We start from the raw sequence: 19771 nt of genomic DNA on the forward strand, positions 1-19771 counted from the left end.
ATTATAAATGGCGAAAGAACTGAAATTCAGCGAAGAAGGCCGCAGAGCGATGCTTCGCGGTGTTGATACATTAGCAGATGCAGTAAAAGTGACACTCGGACCGAAAGGACGTAACGTCGTCCTCGATAAGAAATACGGGTCCCCACTTATCACTAATGATGGTGTAACTATCGCAAAAGAAATCGAACTGAAAGACAGCTACGAAAACATGGGAGCCCAACTCGTATCCGAAGTAGCTTCCAAAACGAACGACGTAGCCGGGGACGGTACGACGACAGCGACCGTACTCGCCCAGTCCATGATCCGTGAAGGGCTGAAGAACGTTACATCCGGAGCGAACCCTGTCGGCATCCGTCGCGGTATCGAAAAAGCCGTGGAGGTAGCGACAGACGAACTCCGCAAAATCTCCAACCCGATCGAAGGACGCGAATCGATCGCACAGGTCGCTTCCATTTCCTCTTCCGACAACGAAGTGGGACAGCTGATTGCAGAAGCGATGGAGCGTGTCGGAAACGACGGCGTCATCACGATCGAAGAATCGAAAGGCTTCAACACGGAACTTGAAGTAGTGGAAGGCATGCAGTTCGACCGCGGCTATGCTTCCCCTTACATGGTGAACGACCAGGATAAGATGGAAGCGGAACTTGAAGATCCGTACATCCTTATTACGGATAAGAAGATCAACAACATTCAGGAAGTACTGCCGGTACTCGAGCAGGTCGTACAGCAGTCCAAGCCGCTTCTCATCATCTCCGAAGACATGGAAGGCGAAGCGCTCGCGACACTCGTCGTCAACAAACTCCGCGGAACGTTCAACGCGGTAAGCGTAAAAGCACCAGGCTTCGGCGACCGTCGTAAAGCTATGCTTGAAGACATTGCAATCATGACAGGCGGTCAGGTCATCACCGAAGACCTCGGTCTTGATCTGAAGAATACGACTATAGATCAGCTTGGCCGTGCGTCCAAAGCGGTCATTACGAAAGAAAACACAACGATCGTCGAAGGAAAAGGCGACTCCGAACAGATGGCTTCCCGCGTAGCACAAATCCGTGCGCAGGCGGAAGAAACGACATCCGACTTCGACAAAGAGAAGCTTCAGGAACGTCTCGCGAAACTGGCAGGTGGCGTAGCCGTCATCAAAGTCGGAGCAGCGACAGAAACAGAACTGAAAGAGCGTAAACTGCGCATCGAAGACGCCCTGAACTCCACTCGTGCAGCAGTGGAAGAAGGAATCGTCGCCGGTGGTGGAACAGCACTCGTCAACATTATCTCGGCTGTTGAGAACCTCGACCTCTCCGATGACGAAGCGACAGGCGCAAGCATCGTTCTTCGTGCTCTCGAAGAGCCGGTACGCCAGATCGTTCACAACGCAGGTCTTGAAGGATCGATCATCGTAGAGAAACTGAAGACGCAGGACGTAGGCGTCGGCTACAACGCAGCAGCAGGCGAATGGGTGAACATGGTAGAAGCAGGTATCGTAGACCCTACCAAAGTAACACGTTCCGCCCTTCAGAACGCCGGATCCGTCGCAGCTATGTTCCTGACTACAGAAGCAGTCGTTGCAGACGTCGCTGAAGAAGATAACAGCGGTGGCGGCATGCCAGACATGGGTGGCATGGGCGGAATGGGCGGCATGATGTAAGGTTTCTCCTTACACTTCCCCTAGCTTTTTGAGAAGCTGTCCAATGTGTAAACAGTTAGTATGTAAAAGACTACTTCCTAATCTAAAGGAGGTAGTCTTTTTTGTGTTAGTTAAATTTGCTTTTCAGGAATTTCTTGAAGATTGTAAATTTCGGAACACGACCCCAGCTAATATCAAAAATTATAAAGTATTACTTGGTGAATTCGTGAATTATCTTCAGGAGATAGAAGTGCTTAATGTAGAGGAAGTTACCAGCCACCATATCAAAATGTATTTGTTAGATTGCCAAAACAGAGGTAATTCGGCTGGATCAATGATCAGTTTGGAGTATCCTGGCAACTGAATCTTCCGAACGATTGAAACAAGTGCATAATAAAAGACTGGTAATAGGGAGCTTGCATATAAGAAATAAGCTTTATCCGTACTTATCGGGTGGGACGACGTCAAAGACGAACGTCCAACAGACATGAATCTTAATGCTGACGGAGTCGATGGTTGAAATTCCAAAAGAAACAAGAGATAGGATGACGGAGAGACGTGTGAGGCATGTCCAGAAGACATCGGATGTGAAGAATGCTACCAGTTTGAAGAAGGAACGCTTGATTGCTTTTGGGAACACCTCCTTACGCTTTGAAGTGGATAGATGATGTATCGTATCATGCATCTAATATTCGTACAACGGTCTATCGAATCAAAAGGAAGAAGTATCGAGAGCATAGACTTACTCGGTACTTCTTCCTTTTTTATTAGTCATCCATGGTTCTATTAACTCGTTTTTTTATTTCATAAATTTTCAAATTTTAGGTTGTGTGGAGGAATTTATCGTGTTATCTTAATTAAAACATAGTAAATAGGTAAGTTTTATAAACATTATATGCTTTAAGTGCATATCTTATCGAGAGAGGTGGAGGGGCTTGGCCCGATGAAGCTTCGGCAGCGGCTCATGTAGAGACTGTGCCAATTCCAAGAAAGATAAGAGAGTGGGATGAATGATTTCTAAACCTCTCTTCTTATTTGGAAGAGAGGTTTTTTATAGAAAGGGGTCGACTATGACTAATACAGCCGTTACCTATGACAATTTCACTGGAGATCCGTTCAGTGATCTATCCGCTGATGATCAAACAAAAGGAGCTCTCGAGGTTCTCCGATGGGCTTACGAAGAGTATGACTCTATCACGTATGCCTGCAGTTTTGGAGCGGAGGGGATCGTGCTCATAGATCTGATCGAAAAAGTGAAAAAGGATGCAAAAATCGTATTTCTCGATACCGGTATACACTTTCAGGAGACATATGACCTTATCGAAAAAGTGAAGAAGAGATATCCGGCGCTTCAAATCGAATTGAAAAAGCCGGAACTGACACTGGAGGAACAAGCGGAGGAACACGGGTCCGCTCTTTGGAAAAGAAACCCGGATCAGTGCTGCTTTATCCGTAAAATCAAACCTCTCGAAGAAGCTCTTGATGGAGCAGAGGCGTGGGTGTCAGGGCTGAGAAGAGAGCAGTCGCTCAGTAGAGGCAATACGGACTTCGTCAACAAAGATGAGCGTTTCCAATCGATAAAGGTATGTCCCCTTATTCACTGGACGTGGGATGACGTTTGGTCTTATATCCGATTAAATAGGTTGGATTACAATGGTTTACATGACGAAGGGTATCCGAGTATCGGATGCATTCCGTGCACATTTAAAGCGGAAAGTGGAGGTCGTGATGGTAGATGGAAAGGGATGGAGAAAACGGAGTGTGGACTCCATACAGGCGGTCAATCGTGATGAGGGAGAGTGGGGAAATGAGTAAAGTTTATATCGTAGGTGCAGGTCCAGGAGACGCGGATCTGATCACTATCAAGGGATTAAAGGCGATCCAGCAGGCAAACGTGCTTTTGTACGATCGGCTCGTGAACCAGGATCTGCTGGAAGAAGCAGGTAGCGATACCCGTCTTGTCTACTGCGGAAAGAGTCCGGATCATCATTCATTGACACAGGAAGAGATCAACACGCTGCTTTGTGATTTCCATGCACAAGGGCTGACAGTCACCAGGCTGAAAGGCGGTGATCCATTCGTATTCGGACGTGGCGGGGAAGAAGCGGAAGTGTTGGCCGCACGCGGTATCCCTTTTGAAATCGTACCAGGCATCACCGCAGGTATTGCAGCTCCAGCTTACGCGGGAATTCCAGTCACTCATAGAGAGCACAGTTCTTCGGTCGCATTTATCTCAGGCGTAAGCAAACTCGGGATGGAGGATGAAGTGTACTGGGAACATGTCGTGAAAAGTATGGATACTCTCTGCATTTACATGGGCGTGCGGAAACTGCCGGATATTTGTGAAAGGCTCCTCCGTCATGGAAGACCAGGTACGACGCCGATTGCTCTGGTCGGTTGGGGAACGACGGAATGGCAGGAGACAGTTACAGGAGAGATCGACACGATTGTAGAAAAGGCGGAACACATAAAAAATCCGGCCATGATTGTCGTCGGAGAGGTGGTTCGGTGCAGGGAATCCATCCAGTGGTTCGAAAAGCTCCCGGAAGCGAAAGAAATGGAGGTCTCAGGATAAGATGCAGGGAGTATTATATGTCAGTCACGGAAGTAGAATCGAGGAGACGAAGGCGGAAGTGGAGCGGGTCGTGGAAGAAGCGCACAAGGGTATTGATATTGCGCTTCACAAGCTGTGCTACTTGGAGATCGCTTCTCCCAGCATCGAAGAAGGGACCTGGGAACTGATAGCGGAAGGTGCAGAGCGGATAGCTATTGTTCCCATGCTTCTATTCAGTGCCGGTCACTATTATTCAGATATTCCTGATGAATTGGCGAATCTTCAGAAGAAATATCCGAATGTCACCTTTACATACGGAGAACCTCTAGGTGTACAGGAGGCTTTGATTGATGCACTCGCCGACAGGTTCAGCGAAAAAGGATCGACGGATGGATTTCTTCTTGTAGCAAGAGGAAGCAGGAATCCTGCAACGGTACAGGCGATGGAAACCATCAGGGAACGCCTGGTAGCGAAAACCGGGAGCAGGCATGGGGAGGTTTGCTATCTTGCTGTCCTGGAACCGACGTTTGAACAGGGGCTGGCGGACGCAGTTAAAAAGTATCCGGTAGGCCTTATCGTACTCCCCTGTCTCTGGTTTACCGGCAGACTGATTCGTCACATCGAAAAGGAAGTGGAGACGTTGAAAGAGGAAGGTTGTAATGTTCACACAGCTCATTACCTCGATAACCACCCCTTCATCATCGAACTCCTCCGGCGCCGGGTGCAGGAAGCTTTGGTAAAAGAACCGTATGCTCCCTTGATAGAGGAGGGCACAGACCATGAGTCATCTGCCGCTCACCGTTGACATGAAGGGGAAGATGGTCGTCATTGTAGGAGGAGGTCCTGTCGCTGAAAAACGGGCGAAAAAACTTCTGGATGCAGAAGCTTCGATTACGATAGTGAGTCCCGAAGTAACGCCGGACCTAGAGTATCTGGCGGGAGAAGAACGTTTTTATTGGAAACGAAGAACGTTTGAGCCAAGGGATATAGAAGGGGTGTTTCTCTTAATAGCTGCTACCGGTAATCGGCAGGTGGATGAAGAAGTGAAGAAAGCTGGAGAAAATGTGCCGCTTGTAAATATTGCCGGAGAAGCAGATGCCGGGAACATACACTTCCCTGCTCACTTCTCCCGCGGCCGATTGTCCATTGCCGTATCCACCGGCGGTGCTAGTCCGGCTCTTGCCGCGCGTATCAAGAGCCGTCTCGAAGAAGATTATGACGAAGATTATGGCGCTTACCTCGACTTTTTGCACGTTTGCCGAACGACAATTAAAACATCCGGTCTCTCAAAGGAAAAGAAGAAAGAAGCGATCAAAAAGCTGCTCGATGAAGAATACGAAGAGGAAAAAGAGCAGGCTCGTATGGTCGCATGGTTGGAGGGGATCGAGTGAACAGCTTGAATGGAAAAAGAATAGCAATAGCGGCTGACAGGCGTAGCAAAGAAATGGGAGCGCTCATTGAAAATTTCGGTGGTACTCCTGTATATACGCCCCTTCAGGGAGAACAGCAACTGCATGAAAAGCGGAGTATCAGAGACGTGCACACTTTGTTGGAAGAAGATTTCGAATGGATCATTTTAACGACAGGCATCGGTGTGCGAACCCTCAAAGAGGCAGCACAGCAAGAAGGGATGCGTGATGCCTTCCTTGAAAAATTGCAGAATGCGAAGCTCGCCATCCGCGGTAAAAAGGCGCTCGGGTGGCTCCTTGAACATGAACTTACGGCTGAAGTCGTCTCTGAAGATGGGACGATGAAAGGGCTGATGGAGAAGCTTGAAAAAGAACGGGAAACAGCCTTTCTTCAGGCATACAGCGTCGATGATGCCTCATGGAAAGAATCATTCGAGAAGTCTTTTTCCTACGTGTACCTCTCCCGTCCTTATGAATACAAACGACCTTCAATAGATATCAGGAAGACGTTAATCAAAAGAATTACGAATGCTGAAGTCCAGGCTGTCCTGTTCACCAGCAAAACGCAGGTAAGAAATTTGTTTGAAGAAGAAGCAGACGACCGGCTTGTCCGTTCACTGAATAATAGAGTGAAAGCAGTCGCCACAGGAAAGGTGACGGCAGAGGAACTCAGGAATTTCGATGTGCAGGAAGTACTGTACCCGCAAAATCAGAAAATGGGAGCGATGGTTGTAGAGATGGCCCGCTACTTTGATGCAAGAAATGACAAGGGGGAAGAGAAACATGCATGACAATCAGGAGGAGAAGACGGTGCAACTGAAAGTGATGAACAGCCCGTTCAATGAAAAACAGGCCGACCTTTTGAATCAGCTGCTGTCTTCGATGACGGAAAATCAGAAAATTTGGCTGAGTGGTTACCTGGCGAGTGCCCCGGCTCTTGCACCGAAGACACCGGTCTCACAATCAGGAGGAGAATTTGAAAAGACGGAGGCAGCAAAGCGGACGATCACGGTTCTGTACGGCTCCCATACCGGGAACTGTGAAGAACTTGCAGAGCAATTATCAAAGAACCTGAAGGAAAAAGATTTCCAGGTGACGGTCTCTTCCATGGATGATTTCAAGACGAAGAACCTGAAGAAAACGGAGGACCTACTCGTGCTGACGAGTACGCACGGAGATGGAGACCCGCCGGATAATGCTATGACCTTTTATGAGTTCCTCTTCAGTAAACGCGCGCCGGAATTGAAAGACGTGCGGTACTCCGTACTTGCTCTTGGAGATAGTTCGTATGAGTTCTTTTGCCAGACAGGAAAAGACATCGATGCGAGGCTTGAAGAGCTGGGCGCAGAGCGCTTGTATGAAAGGGTAGACTGCGATCTCGACTTTGAAGAGCCGGCAGAAACATGGAAGGAAGGGGTGCTGGAAAAGCTCGAGGAACAGAGCCCCTCCGCTCAGGTTGAAGGTGTGATGGAGGCGAAGGAAACGGTGGTCGGCCCCGTCTACTCCAAAGCGAATCCGTTCCGGGCGGAGATACTCGAGAATATCAACCTGAACGGGCGTGGATCTAACAAGGAAATCCGCCACATCGAGTTGGATTTAGAAGGCTCGGGACTCGACTACGAGCCGGGCGACAGTATCGGTATTTTACCGGAAAATGAGGAGACGCTCACGGATGAACTGATCCAGGAAATGGGCTGGGACGGGGGAACGTCGGTCACCATAACGAAAGATGGAGAAATCCGTTCGGTGCGGGAAGCGCTCCTGTCCGTCTACGAAACGACCGTGCTGACGAAGCCGCTGCTTGAAAAAGCCTCTTCCCTGACGGAAAACGAGGACCTGAAAACGCTCATCGAAGACACGGAGGCAGTGAAATCCTATATCTACGGACGCGACTTACTGGATTTTGTCCGCGATTTCGGCCCGTGGAACGTACCAGCCGAAGAATTCCTAGCGATTCTTCGCAAACTTCCCGCTCGTCTTTATTCGATTGCCAGTAGCAGCTCTGCGAATCCGGATGAAGTCCACCTGACGATCGGAGCTTTGCGCTATGAAGCGAACGGTCGTCAGCGCAACGGCGTCTGCTCGGTACAATGTGCAGAGCGGGCGGAAGCAGGGAGTACACTGCCTGTCTTTGTCCAAAAAAACCGTAATTTCCGCCTGCCAGAATCAGGCGATTCAAAGGTCATCATGATCGGAGCTGGTACCGGCGTAGCTCCGTACCGGGCATTTCTCGAAGAACGCGAAGAAAGGGAAGACGAGGGAGAGAACTGGCTCTTTTTCGGAGAGCAACACTTCGTTACCGATTTTCTTTATCAGACGGAATGGCAGCGTTGGAAAAAAGACGGCCTGCTCAGCCGGATGGATGTTGCTTTCTCGAGGGACACTTCGGAGAAAATTTACGTGCAGAACCGTTTGTGGGAGCAGCGAAAAGAAGTGTTCCGCTGGCTTCAAGATGGCGCGTATGTATACGTATGCGGCGATGAATCCCGAATGGCGAAGGATGTGGAGCGGACACTTACAGAAATCGTGGCATCGGAAGGGAGTCTCTCTTCTGAGGAAGCGTCTGATTATATAAAAGCACTACGAACAGAAAAACGATACCTGCGGGACGTGTACTGAACCGCTGTAGAAAGAAGGGGAGAGAGATATGACCGATAAACAGCCGGGACCACCAAGCGAAATGGAAAAACTGAAGGAAAAAAGTGATTACTTGAGAGGGTCCCTCGTCGAGAGCTTTCAAGAACCGTTGACGGCGAGTATTCCAGAAGGGGATGCAAAAATACTGAAGTTCCACGGCAGCTATATGCAGGATGACCGTGATCTTCGTCTGGAAAGGAAACAGCAGAAACTCGAGCCTGCCTATCAGTTTATGACGAGAGTTCGGGCTCCAGGAGGGGTGGCGACACCGGAACAGTGGCTCGTCATGGATGACATAGCGAATAAATATGGAAATGAGACGCTCAAGCTTACAACGCGACAGGCGTTTCAGACACATGGGGTACTGAAATGGAAAATGAAGCCTCAAATCCAAGAAATCAATGAGGCGCTTATGGATACACTCGCAGCCTGCGGAGATGTGAACAGGAACGTGATGGCCGGTGCCAACCCTTACCAGTCGGAGGTACACGGGGAAGTGTACGAATGGTCAAAAGAATTGAGCGATTACTTATCCCCCCGTACCAATGCGTATCATGAAATATGGCTGGATGAAGAAAAAATTGTCGACACCAGGTCGGAAGAAGAGATCGAACCGATGTACGGGAAATTCTATCTTCCGAGGAAGTTCAAGATTGGGATCGCCGTGCCTCCATCGAATGACGTGGATGTCTATTCGCAAGACCTCGGATTCATCGCTATCGTAGAAAATGGGAGGCTGCTCGGATTCAACGTTGCCGTCGGGGGCGGGATGGGCATGACACACGGGGATACGAACACGTATCCTCAGCTTGCTCGCGTCATCGGCTTCTGCAAGCCTGAAAATATCGTAGACGTGGCAGAGAAAATTATCACCATCCAGCGCGATTACGGAAACCGGTCCGATCGGAAGAATGCAAGATTCAAATATACCATCGATAAGCGTGGTCTCCCGTGGGTAAAAGAAGAGCTCGAACAGCGCCTCGGCTATGAACTCGAGGAAGAGCGTGACTTCCACTTCGATCATAACGGGGATCGGTATGGCTGGATCGAGGGGAACGGCGAATGGCACTTCACTCTGTTCGTCCAGAACGGCCGGATTAAAGATGAAGACAATTATCCCCTCATGACTGGTCTCCGAGAAATTGCCAAAGTCCATGAAGGGGAGTTCCGGCTGAGTCCGAACCAGAATCTCGTCATCGCAAGGGTGACGGATGCGAAAAAAGAAGAGATTGAAGCACTGATTGAAAAGTACGGTTTGACGGATGGCAGGTCCCATTCGGCGCTCAGAAGGAATTCGATGGCCTGTGTTGCAATGCCGACATGTGGGCTTGCGATGGCGGAGTCAGAGAGATACCTTCCGACGCTCGTCGATAAGCTCGAAGATATTCTGGACGAAGCGGGTCTCCGGGAGGAAGAAATCGTCATACGGATGTCCGGCTGCCCAAATGGCTGCTCCAGGCCGGCTCTCGCGGAAATCGCGTTCATCGGCAAAGCGCCGGGCAAATACAACATGTACCTTGGTGGAGGATTCACAGGAAACAGATTGAATCGACTATACCGCGAAAACATCGGAGAAGGAGAGATTCTTGATACACTCCGTCCTCTCTTCATCGAATACGCGACGGAAAGAGAAGAAGGAGAACATTTCGGCGATTTCGTTATTCGGGCCGGGCATGTAAAAGCTGTGCAGTCAGGTCTCGATTTTCATTCGGAGGTGAACGTATGAAGGTGAACACGGAAGAGAAAAAACAGGGAGCCGGGCTTACGCACCTGGATCGGCTCGAGGCAGAAGCCATCTATATCATCCGGGAAGTGGCTGCAGAGTGCGAGAATCCGGTCATGCTGTATTCGATCGGCAAAGACAGCTCAGTGATGCTTCACCTTGCGATGAAGGCTTTTTATCCCGAAAAGCCTCCCTTCCCGTTCATGCATATCGACACGACGTGGAAATTCAAAGAAATGATCGAGTTTCGGGACAGGAAAGCGAGAGAGCTCGGCATCGACATGATTGTTCATACCAATGAACAGGCAGCGAAGGAAGGGATCAATCCGTTCGACCACGGAGCGAATTATACGGACATCATGAAAACCCAGGCACTGAAAGAAGGACTCGATAAGTACGGGTTCGATGCTGCCTTCGGTGGGGGACGCAGGGACGAGGAGAAGTCACGTGCCAAAGAACGGGTGTTTTCGTTCCGTAACAAGAACCACGCCTGGGACCCGAAGAATCAGAAGCCGGAGATGTGGAAGCTGTATAATACGCGGATCAATAAAGGGGAAAGCATGCGCGTCTTCCCTTTATCCAATTGGACGGAGAAGGATATTTGGCAGTATATCCGAAAGGAAAATATCGATATCGTTCCGCTTTATTATGCGAAAGAACGTCCGGTGGTCTATCGCGAAGACAACATCGTGATGGTCGATGATGACCGGATGCGTTTCGAGCCGGGAGAGAAGGTTGTCCATCGCAAAGTCCGTTTCCGTACGCTCGGGTGTTATCCGCTGACCGGCGGGGTGGAATCGGAAGCGGAAACATTGGATGAAATCATCGAGGAAACGCTCGGAGCAGTATCATCGGAACGGACCAGCCGGGTGATCGACCAGGAAGCGGCCGGAAGCATGGAACGTCGGAAGAGAGAGGGGTACTTCTAGTATGGAAAGTCTGTTGAAATTCATTACGTGCGGGAGCGTGGATGACGGTAAGTCCACGCTCATCGGTCACATGTTATATGAGGCGAAGCTACTATTCGCCGATCAGGAGAAGGCGCTCGAGCTCGACAGCAAAGTCGGAAGCCGGGGAGGAGATATCGACTATTCTCTGCTTCTTGACGGGCTGATGGCTGAACGGGAGCAGGGGATAACGATCGATGTGGCTTACCGATATTTTACGACGGATGCCCGTTCGTTCATCGTAGCCGATACGCCGGGGCATGAACAGTACACGAGAAACATGGCGGTAGGAGCTTCTTTTGCGGATCTTGCGGTCATCCTTGTCGATGCGACGAAAGGGGTCATCACTCAGACGAAACGTCATGCGAGAATCTGCTCTCTCATGGGGATCCGTCATATGGTTTTGGCCGTCAATAAAATGGACCTCATCGACTATGACGAAGATGCGTTCAGGAAAATCAATCGTGACTTCGAAACACTCATCTCTTCTTTTGTGGACGTAGAGACGACGGTGATTCCCGTATCCGCCACGGAAGGGGACAATATTACATCGAATTCCACGAATACACCCTGGTATGATGGACCGCCATTGCTTACATATCTCGAGCATGCCGACGTTACAAAAGAAGAAGAGGAAGCGCCTTTCATCATGCCGGTACAGCGGGTCTCCCGACCGGGGCACCACTTCCGTGGATTTCAGGGACAGATCGAGTCCGGTCGAATCCATCCGGGAGATGAAGTCCTGGCATTACCGAGCAGAGAACGGGCAACCGTCAAAAACTTTCTCGTGACCGATCGGGAAGTGAACTGGGGAGATACCGGACAGCCGGTGACCGTGCAACTGGACAGGGAAGTGGATGTATCTCGCGGAAACGTGCTCACTGATTCAGATCTTCCGGTTACGGACCGCTTCACTGCGAGTCTTCTCTGGATGGACGATGAACCGCTGAGGGAAGGGAAAAACTTTCTCGTGAAAGCTGGTACCAAGACGATTCCGGGTACAGTAGCCGCTATTCATCATAAAACGGATATCAACACCGGGGACCAGGTGGATGTATCTCGCGGAGTGAAGAATGAGCTGCTTACTGTGGAGGTGGTTACGGCGGAGAAGAGTGTGTTCGACAGCTTCCGAAATAATGAGACATTGGGGGCATTCATTCTAATCGACCGCGTGACGAACAGCACGGCGGCAAGTGGTGTCATCGAGGAGACGATGACCAAGTCTCCGAATACCGTTTGGGAAGATACGTCGATTACCCGGGAATTCCGAGCCGGTCAGAAAGGGCAGAAGCCGATCACTCTCTGGTTCACCGGCCTGTCGGGGTCCGGGAAATCGACTCTTGCGATTGAAGTGGAAGCGAGACTTTTCCGCGAGGGGTACCATACGATGCTTTTGGACGGAGACAACGTCCGACACGGATTGAACGGAGATCTGGGTTTCAATGCAGGAGACCGTTTCGAAAATATCCGCCGGATAGCGGAAGTATCGCGTCTTATGAACGATGCCGGCCTGATTACGCTCACCTCTTTCATCTCCCCGTATCAGACGGACAGAGAGAAAGCGAAGAGGGTCATCGGAGAAGGATTTATCGAAATTTTTGTCAATACACCTCTGGAGGTTTGCGAAGAGAGGGACGTAAAAGGATTATACCAAAAGGCGAGAAAAGGTAAGATTTCCGGTTTCACGGGCGTGACTGCTCCTTATGAGGCACCGGCGGATCCGGACGTAGAAGTCGATACAACCGATCTTTCGCTTGAAGAAGCGACAGACTACGTGCTGAAAGAAATCAGAAGGTACCTGGGTCAGCCGTAATGAAAAGGTAAAAGGGGCCAAGATGTATATGACGATGGAGATGGGGATGGTTTTAGGAATTGTCGGGCTGATGCTGATCGGTCTTGTTATGGACGTGGTACGGCCGGAGCTGCTGGTACTCACGACGCTCTTCGTGTTCATCGTGTTCGGTTTCATTTCTCCGGAAGAGGGGCTTGCAGGTTTTTCCAACCAGGGAATGCTGACGATCGGGCTGTTGTTCATTATCGGGGGAGTGTTCGAAAAAAGCGGACTTGCGGAGAAGCTCGTTTCTCGAATCCTTTCAGGTGCAGCATCAGAAGAGGAAGCCAGAGGACGTCTGCTGATTCCCTTGGCCGGCATGTCAGGATTTCTGAACAATACCCCGCTCGTCGTCACGCTTACACCGGTCGTCCGGAAATGGTGCGAAGTCCATAAGTTATCCCCTTCCAAATTTCTTCTGCCCATGTCGTATGCGACCATCCTGGGTGGAACAATGACACTGATGGGGACATCGACGAACCTTGTGATCCACGGGCTGTTGCTTGACTTCGGGGAACAGGGCTTTCGTTTCTTCGAGCTTCTGATTGTAGGACTTCCGATTACGGTGGTCGGGCTTATTTATCTTCTTCTTTTCGCCCCGCGTCTGCTCCCTGGGTACGGGAGAGGAGAGGGAGAAGAGGAAGAGCGTCCGAGAGACTTCCTGAGTGAACTTCGGATCCAGGCGGATTTTCCGCACGTCGGGAAAACAGTAAAAGAAGCAGGCCTCCGTAATCTAGAAGGTTTATACCTGATAGAAATCAGACGCGGGAAAGAGAGAATCTCTCCCGTTTCCGGAGATACCGAGATTTACAACGGAGATCGACTCTTTTTCACAGGGGTCATTTCATCGATTGCTGAACTTGGAAAACGCCGAGGGTTGGTCGTTGATACAGGCACAGATTTAAGTGTTGCCGATCTGAAGAAAGGGACGAATAAACTGAGAGAAGGGGTGGTCTCTCATCAATCCTCCCTGCTCGGGCGTACCGTAAAAGAAAATCGATTTCGAGAAGCCTATGATGCGGCTGTTGTAGCCATCCATCGTAACGAAGAACGGATAGAGGGGAAAATCGGTGAAATCGAACCGAAGGCGGGGGATGTATTGCTGATGGTCGCGGGCGAGTCGTTTGATCAACGTGTGAAGAGACATCGTGACTTTTACGTTACATCTCCTGAAGGAAAAGAGAAATTTTTTGAAGATGATCGTACCGGGTGGAGTGCTCTGGTCATTTTCATAGGAGCTGTCCTTTGTGTCGTCAGCGGAATTCTTAGTATTTTCAAAGCGATGGCGCTGGCTGTCGGTCTGATGCTCGCTTTTCGCCTCGTTTCCCCTGAAGAGGCACGGGAGATGATCCAGTTCCGGGTGCTTCTCCTCATTGCGGGAGCCCTCGGAATAGGTAACGTCATCATCGAATCAAAAGCGGCGGACTGGATGGCACAGGAGCTTACGCAAGCTATGGAACCCTACGGAGTCATCCTTCTGCTTGTCGTATTATATGGAATGACTACTCTTCTGACAGAAATCGTGACGAATAATGCGGCAGCTGTCATCGTGTTCCCTGTCGCCTATCAGATTTCCGAACAAATCGGGGTGGAACCGCTCGGTATGGCGATCTTCGTAGCGATAGCAGCTTCTGCAAGCTTCCTGTCACCAATTGGTTACCAGACGAACCTGATTGTTTTCGGTCCTGGAGGCTACCGCTTCCGGGATTATCTGCGAGCCGGGATGCCCCTTACTTTTCTTACCGGGATTGTAACGGTGGGAATAGTTTATATAGTCTATACGTAAATTTCTAGTGTTAACAGGGTTTTAAGTGAATGAATGATATAACTTACCATGCTCCCTACCTTCATACAACGGTCTATCGAATCAAAAAGGAAGAAGCACTGAGAGACGATCACTCGGTGCTTCTTCCTTTTTACTGGCTCTACAATATTTGTTGGGGTATCAGAAAAATTTAACAAAAAAAGGGAATTTTATATATTTTCTGATTCTTGTCAGAATAATATCAATTTTACGTATTTTTAGTAACACCTACATTTGTCTCCCGTATGCTTTATACTGAAAACTATGGCAATAGATGAAAACGTTTTCAACAGGAGTGCTCACTTCCGGTTTTATCTATATAACAAGAGAGGGGGAAATAGAAATGGCTGAAAAACGCCAGGGAATGTTTCAAAAAGGTTTGGATGGTATTGAATACATAGGAAACAAGCTGCCCCATCCGATTACGCTGTTTGCGATTCTGGCACTACTGGTGGTCGTGCTGTCTGCGATCGTTTCCAGTTTCGGGCTGAGTGTCGAGCATCCCGGGGAAGAAGGGAAAATGGTTGAAGTAAACAACCTTCTCAGTGCGGATGGTATTGAATATATTTTCTCCAGTATGACTGAGAACTTTATCGGGTTTGCTCCGTTAGGGGTTGTGCTGGTGACGATGCTCGGGATCGGAATAGCCGAGAGAACAGGGTTAATCAGTGCATGCCTGCGCGGCTTTGTGCTCTCTGTTCCTAAATCATTAATTACATACGGACTTGTGTTCGCAGGTATCATGTCCAGTGTCGCTTCTGATGCCGGTTATGTAGTGCTGCCTCCACTCGGTGCCGTCATCTTCGCAGCGCTCGGCCGTCACCCGTTAGCGGGACTCGCCGGAGCATTTGCCGGTGTGTCTGCAGGGTTCAGTGCCAACCTGTTCTTATCTGCGACGGATCCATTACTGGGAGAGTTGACGATTGATGCTGCAGCTATCATCGATCCCGCCTATGCGGAGACTATGACTATAGCGATGAACTACTATTTCATCTTCGTTTCTGTATTCCTGCTGACGTTTGTAGGGGGATGGGTTACGGAGAAAATCGTCGAACCCCGTCTCGGAGAATACAAAGGCGAATTCCGTGAAAAATTGGAAGGGCTGGATGCTGCAGAAAAGAAAGGGCTTCTTTGGGCAGGTATCTCTGTCGTTATAGCGACCGTACTTATCGCTCTATTGATTCTTCCATCCGGAGCTCCTTTAAGAGGGGAAGATGGGGGCATTATACGGTCACCGTTCATGAGCTCACTCGTGCCGGTCATCACTATTCTGTTCTTTATTCCCGGAGTCTTTTACGGTATTGCCGTCAAAAACATCAAGAATGATAAAGACGTCGCCAATCAGCTGTCCGAAACGATGGCTTCCATGGGGATGTTCATTGTACTTGCTTTCACTGCCGGTCAATTCGTAGCCTACTTTTCGGAAACGAATATGGGGCTTGTGATCGGTGTGTACGGAGCGGAGTTATTGGGATCGGCCAACTTATCAGGGATTCCGCTAATCTTAGGATTTATTCTGGTAGCCGCTTTTATCAACCTGTTTATAGGAAGTGCGTCTGCAAAATGGGCAATGATGGCACCGGTATTTGTACCGATCCTGATGCAGCTCGGCTATTCACCTGAATTGACGCAGATGGCCTATCGTGTGGCAGATTCCACAACGAATATCATTACGCCTCTAATGACTTATTTCGCTATCATCATTGCGTTCGCTCAGAAATACGATAAAAACATGGGAATCGGAACGCTGATTTCTGTTATGTTCCCGTACACGATCTTCTTCCTTGTATCGTGGACCATTATGCTAATCGTCTGGATGCTGCTTGGCATAGACCTCGGACCAGGTTCTCCTATTCACTATTAGTGAGTCAATCGGATAATGGAAGGTTATGCAAACCGGTTTCATCAAAAAACTCCGATCATCACAAAAGATGGTCGGAGTTTTTTTGTCGTTAGGAAAAGGGCTGGCGGTCTTATTAGCTAGATAAATATAATTATTTATATATATTGTATAACTTTACTTTACTTAAAGATAACTGTAGTTTAATATATAAGTATAGTTAATTGAGGAAGGTGCTGAACTTGAAGAAAAAGTTTGAAGATCACATTCAGAATAAGGTGTATGAATACCGGGTGTTAAAAAGAATGACACAACAGGATTTAGCAAATGCTGTTGGCGTCTCCAAGCAGACTATATTTGTTATGGAGAAGAATAATTATTCCCCGTCTCTTATTTTAGCTTTTCGGATAGCCGATTTTTTTGAAGCGGACGTGGATGAAATATTTTCATATGTAAGAAAGGATGAGGATGATGGTTGATATGTTAAATGATTGGATGCTGGAAAGTTCGCAAAACTTCAATATTGTAGTGGGATTAACGACAGTAATTACGATAGGTTCGGTGTTGTTACTATTTTCCATTATGAAAAAATTCGGGGAACCCGATGAACGAACAAAAACGATTAAATTGAAAATCCTTTCCTTTATGTTTTCGGCCCAACTAATTATGAATGCTATCTTCATTTTATTTGTTGTCAGTGATATTGAATATTTTCGCCAAATATTCCTTTTTCTCCAAGGGTTCGTATTTTTAATTGGGGCGATTTATGCGATGACATTATACAAAAAGGATTTTGCTTAATCAAAAGCACTTGAGAGGTCGACAAATCTATAATAATCATTGTGAGAAGCGTCGTTAGATTTTTGGTCTGTAAAAAGGAAGGAATATCGTTGGATGTTGGAAAAATGGTAACTGTTACACGTATCTAAATTTATTTGCTGAAGGAGTGGCGGGATGTATACCTATGGCCTGGAGGCAGATTTCTGGTGGAGATTACTTCTTTTGATAGCTATCTTTTCCCTGCTGTTATTCGCTTTCGGTACAGTGGCGAGAAAATGGTGGAAGGTAAGAAGGGGTAAAATCTTAACCAATACTTATGTCAATGAAAGACATAAAGAAATCGATTGGTTCCTCAGAAGTTTATCTATCTTCAGTATATTGGCAGGGTTTGCGATAAATTCAACGAGACCTCCTTTAGAGTGGTATTGGTTTCTGCAGCCGTGGTTTATCGGTTTATTCTTTCTTTTTATCGGGGAAATAGTGAGAGCTTTCATGCAGTATAAGTATGCTGAAAACCATAACGCGTATAAAGTGACAATCAGTAACACCGTGTTCGCTATAATATTATACGTCACATTAGCGACGACGAATTTCTGGGGGCTGATGTAGTCGGGCGGTTAGAGAACGAACCATAGCTTGTACGTGCTATTGATAAACTAAGTACTTATACACCAAATTGTTGCAAGTGGTGGTCCAGATGCTTGTATATCCCTTTCCCCCATTGCTCGGGTGTGAGCTTTCCGAAAAAAGGGTGCGGTCGCTCTGTACAAGCCGTTGGGCCCTTTTTCTGAAATATTATCAGTTTTTCTTTAAGATTTTCCTTCTCTGTTTCAAAATCTTTTTGACTGGTGATCAATATATCAGGAATTGTAGGCATATTTCGGCTCAAAGGTTTGTCGTTATAAAAAAGGGGTTTTGCAAATCTGCCGAAGAATATACCTGACCAGCTTCTTGAGGGGGTTGAGTAACCCATTGCTACATCCTGAAAAGAGGAGCAATGGGCGAGCATCTGCGATACATTCATCTTTCCCCATAGTGGTTGTGAATTAGTGGTTAACTTATCTATACGGTTTAGTATTTTATCTGCATGTGCGGCTTCAAAAATGCTGTTCACCAGAACCCACCTTCCGTCATTGTTTATATAAAGCACAGAATGAGGAATAAATATAATGATTCAGAGATAACATTATTATACCCTATCACTACGAATTTTCTCTCTGTTTTGTGAAAAAAATGACGCATCCGTTCGCTATCAGATAATATCAGCTTCAGTGACCTTCTGCTTCATCCACATGATGAATATGCTTCTGATTCATCAGTATAAACACCACGGATAGAAGAACAACCGTAGCACCCGTATAGAAAGGGACGCTTGGATTATAGATTTCGGACAATTTCCCTGCGAGGAAGGGGGCAAGTGCACCACCAAGGAAGCGCAGAAAACTGTAGGCGGCGGATGCTGTCGATCTGTTGACGGGGGTGGAATTCATGACGGCTGTCGTAATCAGCGTGTTGTTGTTGCCAAGTAAAGCTCCGGCGATGACGACGGCAGTGATGACGACCCACTGGGTAGATGTCCAGATGCCCATTGCGGCCAAGGCTAGTGCGAAAAGTACTAGCATTAGAGCTATAGCTTTGACCGTACCGAACCACTTCTGAAGTTTCGGTGCTGTAAAGACGGATGTAACTGCAAGTAAAATCCCCCAGCCGAGGAAAACCACTCCGAGTCCGTGTTCGTCCAGTCCGAGGACGAACGGGGAAAAGGCCAACAGGGTGAAAAATCCGTAATTATAGAGAGCAGCTGTGAAGCCCAGTACGAATAAAGGTCGGTGTTTTAAAGCACGGAACGGGTCGACGAGTGAGGCTTTCTTATTGTTTACCTGACTGCTCGCCGGTGCTTTTGGCGTCATTGTCATAAGACCGACGAAAGCGATCACCATGAGAACGGCCACACCGAGAAAGGGTCCTCTCCAGGAGATAGCACCGAGCCACCCACCGAGAAGTGGGCCGACGGAGATGCCGAGGCCGATTGCTGCTTCGTATAAAATAATTGCTTTAGCATTACCGCTGTTGGAAAGCGTGACGATGGCAGTGAGGGCAGTCGCTACGAACAAGGCGTTGCCGAGACCCCAGCCTCCACGGAGGAAGATCAGCTCCCAGATGCCATTCGACAGTCCGCCGAGTCCGGAAAACAGGGCGATGATCACAATACCGGATAGAAGCGTTTTTTTCATACCGATCCGGGATGTGATTACTCCAGTCACAAGCATCGCCACGGCCATGACGGCATTGTAGCTGGTGAACAGGAGTGTCACTTCGCTTGGAGCCGCATCAAGCTGGGTGGCAATGGCTGGAAGGATCGGATCTACCAGGCCGAGTCCCATAAAGGCGATGATACAGGCGAAAAAGACCGCCCAAACGGCTTTCGGTTGTTTTAAAATACCCGGTTCTTCAGTAATCGTAATCGGAGGAACCGGGTTCGGTTTTGTAGACATCAGGCATTCTCCTTTAAACTGTTTGTATTGTACAATCAATAACTTGTATAATACAACTATAATCTTTTTCATGTCAAGACGAGTGCGGGAATATGTTATGCTTGAACGAAAAAGCAGGCAGAGGGAGGTG

At 48.3% G+C, this 19771-nt stretch carries 18 protein-coding genes and 1 riboswitch; of the genes, 16 read left to right on the forward strand and 2 right to left on the reverse strand.

Annotation, left to right across the window (positions count from 1 at the left end; genetic code table 11):
- Positions 1–7 precede the first annotated feature (7 nt).
- The 16 genes from groL to BLU03_RS09815 all read left to right on the forward strand — a co-directional run bounded on the left by groL (position 8) and on the right by BLU03_RS09815 (position 17755).
- Positions 8–1642: a chaperonin GroEL gene (groL, locus tag BLU03_RS09740; protein ID WP_093107465.1), complete on the forward strand. Its 1635-nt coding sequence runs from the start codon at positions 8–10 to the stop codon at positions 1640–1642.
- A 43-nt stretch (positions 1643–1685) separates the two neighbouring features.
- Positions 1686–1985 carry a phage integrase N-terminal SAM-like domain-containing protein gene (locus tag BLU03_RS09745; protein WP_245698812.1) on the forward strand — a complete coding sequence of 100 codons (300 nt, stop codon included), beginning with the start codon at positions 1686–1688 and terminating at the stop codon, positions 1983–1985.
- A 546-nt stretch (positions 1986–2531) separates the two neighbouring features.
- Positions 2532–2621, forward strand: a riboswitch (SAM riboswitch).
- A gap of 70 nt (positions 2622–2691) precedes the next feature.
- Complete coding sequence (locus BLU03_RS09750) at positions 2692–3411, forward strand: phosphoadenylyl-sulfate reductase (RefSeq protein ID WP_093107469.1); 720 nt, start codon at positions 2692–2694, stop codon at positions 3409–3411.
- Positions 3412–3428: 17 nt separating this feature from the next.
- A complete protein-coding gene (gene cobA, locus BLU03_RS09755) occupies positions 3429–4196 on the forward strand; it encodes a uroporphyrinogen-III C-methyltransferase (RefSeq protein ID WP_093107829.1) in 768 nt (255 codons plus the stop codon).
- A gap of 1 nt (position 4197) precedes the next feature.
- Positions 4198–4980 carry a sirohydrochlorin chelatase gene (locus BLU03_RS09760; RefSeq protein ID WP_093107471.1) on the forward strand — a complete coding sequence of 261 codons (783 nt, stop codon included), beginning with the start codon at positions 4198–4200 and terminating at the stop codon, positions 4978–4980.
- Positions 4955–5566, forward strand: coding sequence for an NAD(P)-binding protein (locus tag BLU03_RS09765; protein WP_093107473.1), 612 nt, complete (start codon positions 4955–4957; stop codon positions 5564–5566). Before BLU03_RS09760 ends, BLU03_RS09765 begins: the two co-directional genes overlap by 26 nt.
- On the forward strand, positions 5563–6375 hold the full coding sequence (locus BLU03_RS09770; protein WP_176765458.1) for a uroporphyrinogen-III synthase: 813 nt from the start codon (positions 5563–5565) through the stop codon (positions 6373–6375). The genes BLU03_RS09765 and BLU03_RS09770 overlap by 4 nt, the downstream gene beginning before the upstream one ends.
- A gap of 19 nt (positions 6376–6394) precedes the next feature.
- The gene (locus BLU03_RS09775) at positions 6395–8203 is read left to right on the forward strand and encodes an assimilatory sulfite reductase (NADPH) flavoprotein subunit (protein ID WP_093107831.1); all 1809 of its coding nucleotides are present in this window, start codon (positions 6395–6397) and stop codon (positions 8201–8203) included.
- A gap of 28 nt (positions 8204–8231) precedes the next feature.
- Positions 8232–9947 carry an assimilatory sulfite reductase (NADPH) hemoprotein subunit gene (gene cysI, locus BLU03_RS09780; RefSeq protein ID WP_093107477.1) on the forward strand — a complete coding sequence of 572 codons (1716 nt, stop codon included), beginning with the start codon at positions 8232–8234 and terminating at the stop codon, positions 9945–9947.
- Positions 9944–10873 (forward strand): sulfate adenylyltransferase subunit CysD, encoded by a 930-nt coding sequence (cysD, locus tag BLU03_RS09785; protein WP_093107479.1) that lies wholly within the window; start codon positions 9944–9946, stop codon positions 10871–10873. The genes cysI and cysD overlap by 4 nt, the downstream gene beginning before the upstream one ends.
- A gap of 1 nt (position 10874) precedes the next feature.
- On the forward strand, positions 10875–12704 hold the full coding sequence (gene cysC, locus BLU03_RS09790) for an adenylyl-sulfate kinase (protein WP_093107481.1): 1830 nt from the start codon (positions 10875–10877) through the stop codon (positions 12702–12704).
- Positions 12705–12732: 28 nt separating this feature from the next.
- Positions 12733–14508, forward strand: coding sequence for an SLC13 family permease (locus BLU03_RS09795; protein ID WP_093107833.1), 1776 nt, complete (start codon positions 12733–12735; stop codon positions 14506–14508).
- Between the two features lie 361 nt (positions 14509–14869).
- A complete protein-coding gene (locus tag BLU03_RS09800; protein ID WP_093107483.1) occupies positions 14870–16390 on the forward strand; it encodes an AbgT family transporter in 1521 nt (506 codons plus the stop codon).
- Between the two features lie 218 nt (positions 16391–16608).
- Positions 16609–16845 (forward strand): helix-turn-helix transcriptional regulator, encoded by a 237-nt coding sequence (locus BLU03_RS09805; protein ID WP_093107485.1) that lies wholly within the window; start codon positions 16609–16611, stop codon positions 16843–16845.
- A complete protein-coding gene (locus BLU03_RS09810; protein WP_093107487.1) occupies positions 16838–17167 on the forward strand; it encodes a 6-aminohexanoate hydrolase in 330 nt (109 codons plus the stop codon). Before BLU03_RS09805 ends, BLU03_RS09810 begins: the two co-directional genes overlap by 8 nt.
- A 153-nt stretch (positions 17168–17320) precedes the next feature.
- Positions 17321–17755: a DUF4181 domain-containing protein gene (locus BLU03_RS09815; protein ID WP_093107489.1), complete on the forward strand. Its 435-nt coding sequence runs from the start codon at positions 17321–17323 to the stop codon at positions 17753–17755.
- 55 nt (positions 17756–17810) lie between these two features.
- On the opposite strand, the gene BLU03_RS09820 is transcribed toward BLU03_RS09815, so the two are convergent.
- On the reverse strand, positions 17811–18260 hold the full coding sequence (locus tag BLU03_RS09820) for a DUF1569 domain-containing protein (protein ID WP_093107491.1): 450 nt from the start codon (positions 18258–18260) through the stop codon (positions 17811–17813).
- A gap of 154 nt (positions 18261–18414) precedes the next feature.
- Entirely contained in the window at positions 18415–19641 is a 1227-nt protein-coding gene (locus tag BLU03_RS09825; RefSeq protein WP_093107493.1) for an MFS transporter, read from the reverse strand.
- Between the last annotated feature and the right edge of the window lie 130 nt (positions 19642–19771).

Origin of the sequence: Salimicrobium album, assembly GCF_900107115.1 — a bacterium.
Taxonomy (GTDB): domain Bacteria; phylum Bacillota; class Bacilli; order Bacillales; family Halobacillaceae; genus Salimicrobium; species Salimicrobium album.

Coding starts and splice junctions, on each gene's coding strand:
- BLU03_RS09800 (WP_093107483.1), top strand. CDS start 14,870: ATGGCTGAAAAACGCCAGGGAATGTTTCAAAAAGGTTTGGATGGTATT.
- cysI (WP_093107477.1), top strand. CDS start 8,232: ATGACCGATAAACAGCCGGGACCACCAAGCGAAATGGAAAAACTGAAG.
- BLU03_RS09760 (WP_093107471.1), top strand. CDS start 4,198: ATGCAGGGAGTATTATATGTCAGTCACGGAAGTAGAATCGAGGAGACG.
- BLU03_RS09795 (WP_093107833.1), top strand. CDS start 12,733: ATGACGATGGAGATGGGGATGGTTTTAGGAATTGTCGGGCTGATGCTG.
- cysC (WP_093107481.1), top strand. CDS start 10,875: ATGGAAAGTCTGTTGAAATTCATTACGTGCGGGAGCGTGGATGACGGT.
- cobA (WP_093107829.1), top strand. CDS start 3,429: ATGAGTAAAGTTTATATCGTAGGTGCAGGTCCAGGAGACGCGGATCTG.
- cysD (WP_093107479.1), top strand. CDS start 9,944: ATGAAGGTGAACACGGAAGAGAAAAAACAGGGAGCCGGGCTTACGCAC.
- BLU03_RS09745 (WP_245698812.1), top strand. CDS start 1,686: ATGTGTAAACAGTTAGTATGTAAAAGACTACTTCCTAATCTAAAGGAG.
- BLU03_RS09825 (WP_093107493.1), bottom strand. CDS start 19,641: ATGTCTACAAAACCGAACCCGGTTCCTCCGATTACGATTACTGAAGAA.
- BLU03_RS09810 (WP_093107487.1), top strand. CDS start 16,838: ATGGTTGATATGTTAAATGATTGGATGCTGGAAAGTTCGCAAAACTTC.
- BLU03_RS09765 (WP_093107473.1), top strand. CDS start 4,955: ATGAGTCATCTGCCGCTCACCGTTGACATGAAGGGGAAGATGGTCGTC.
- BLU03_RS09750 (WP_093107469.1), top strand. CDS start 2,692: ATGACTAATACAGCCGTTACCTATGACAATTTCACTGGAGATCCGTTC.
- BLU03_RS09815 (WP_093107489.1), top strand. CDS start 17,321: ATGTATACCTATGGCCTGGAGGCAGATTTCTGGTGGAGATTACTTCTT.
- groL (WP_093107465.1), top strand. CDS start 8: ATGGCGAAAGAACTGAAATTCAGCGAAGAAGGCCGCAGAGCGATGCTT.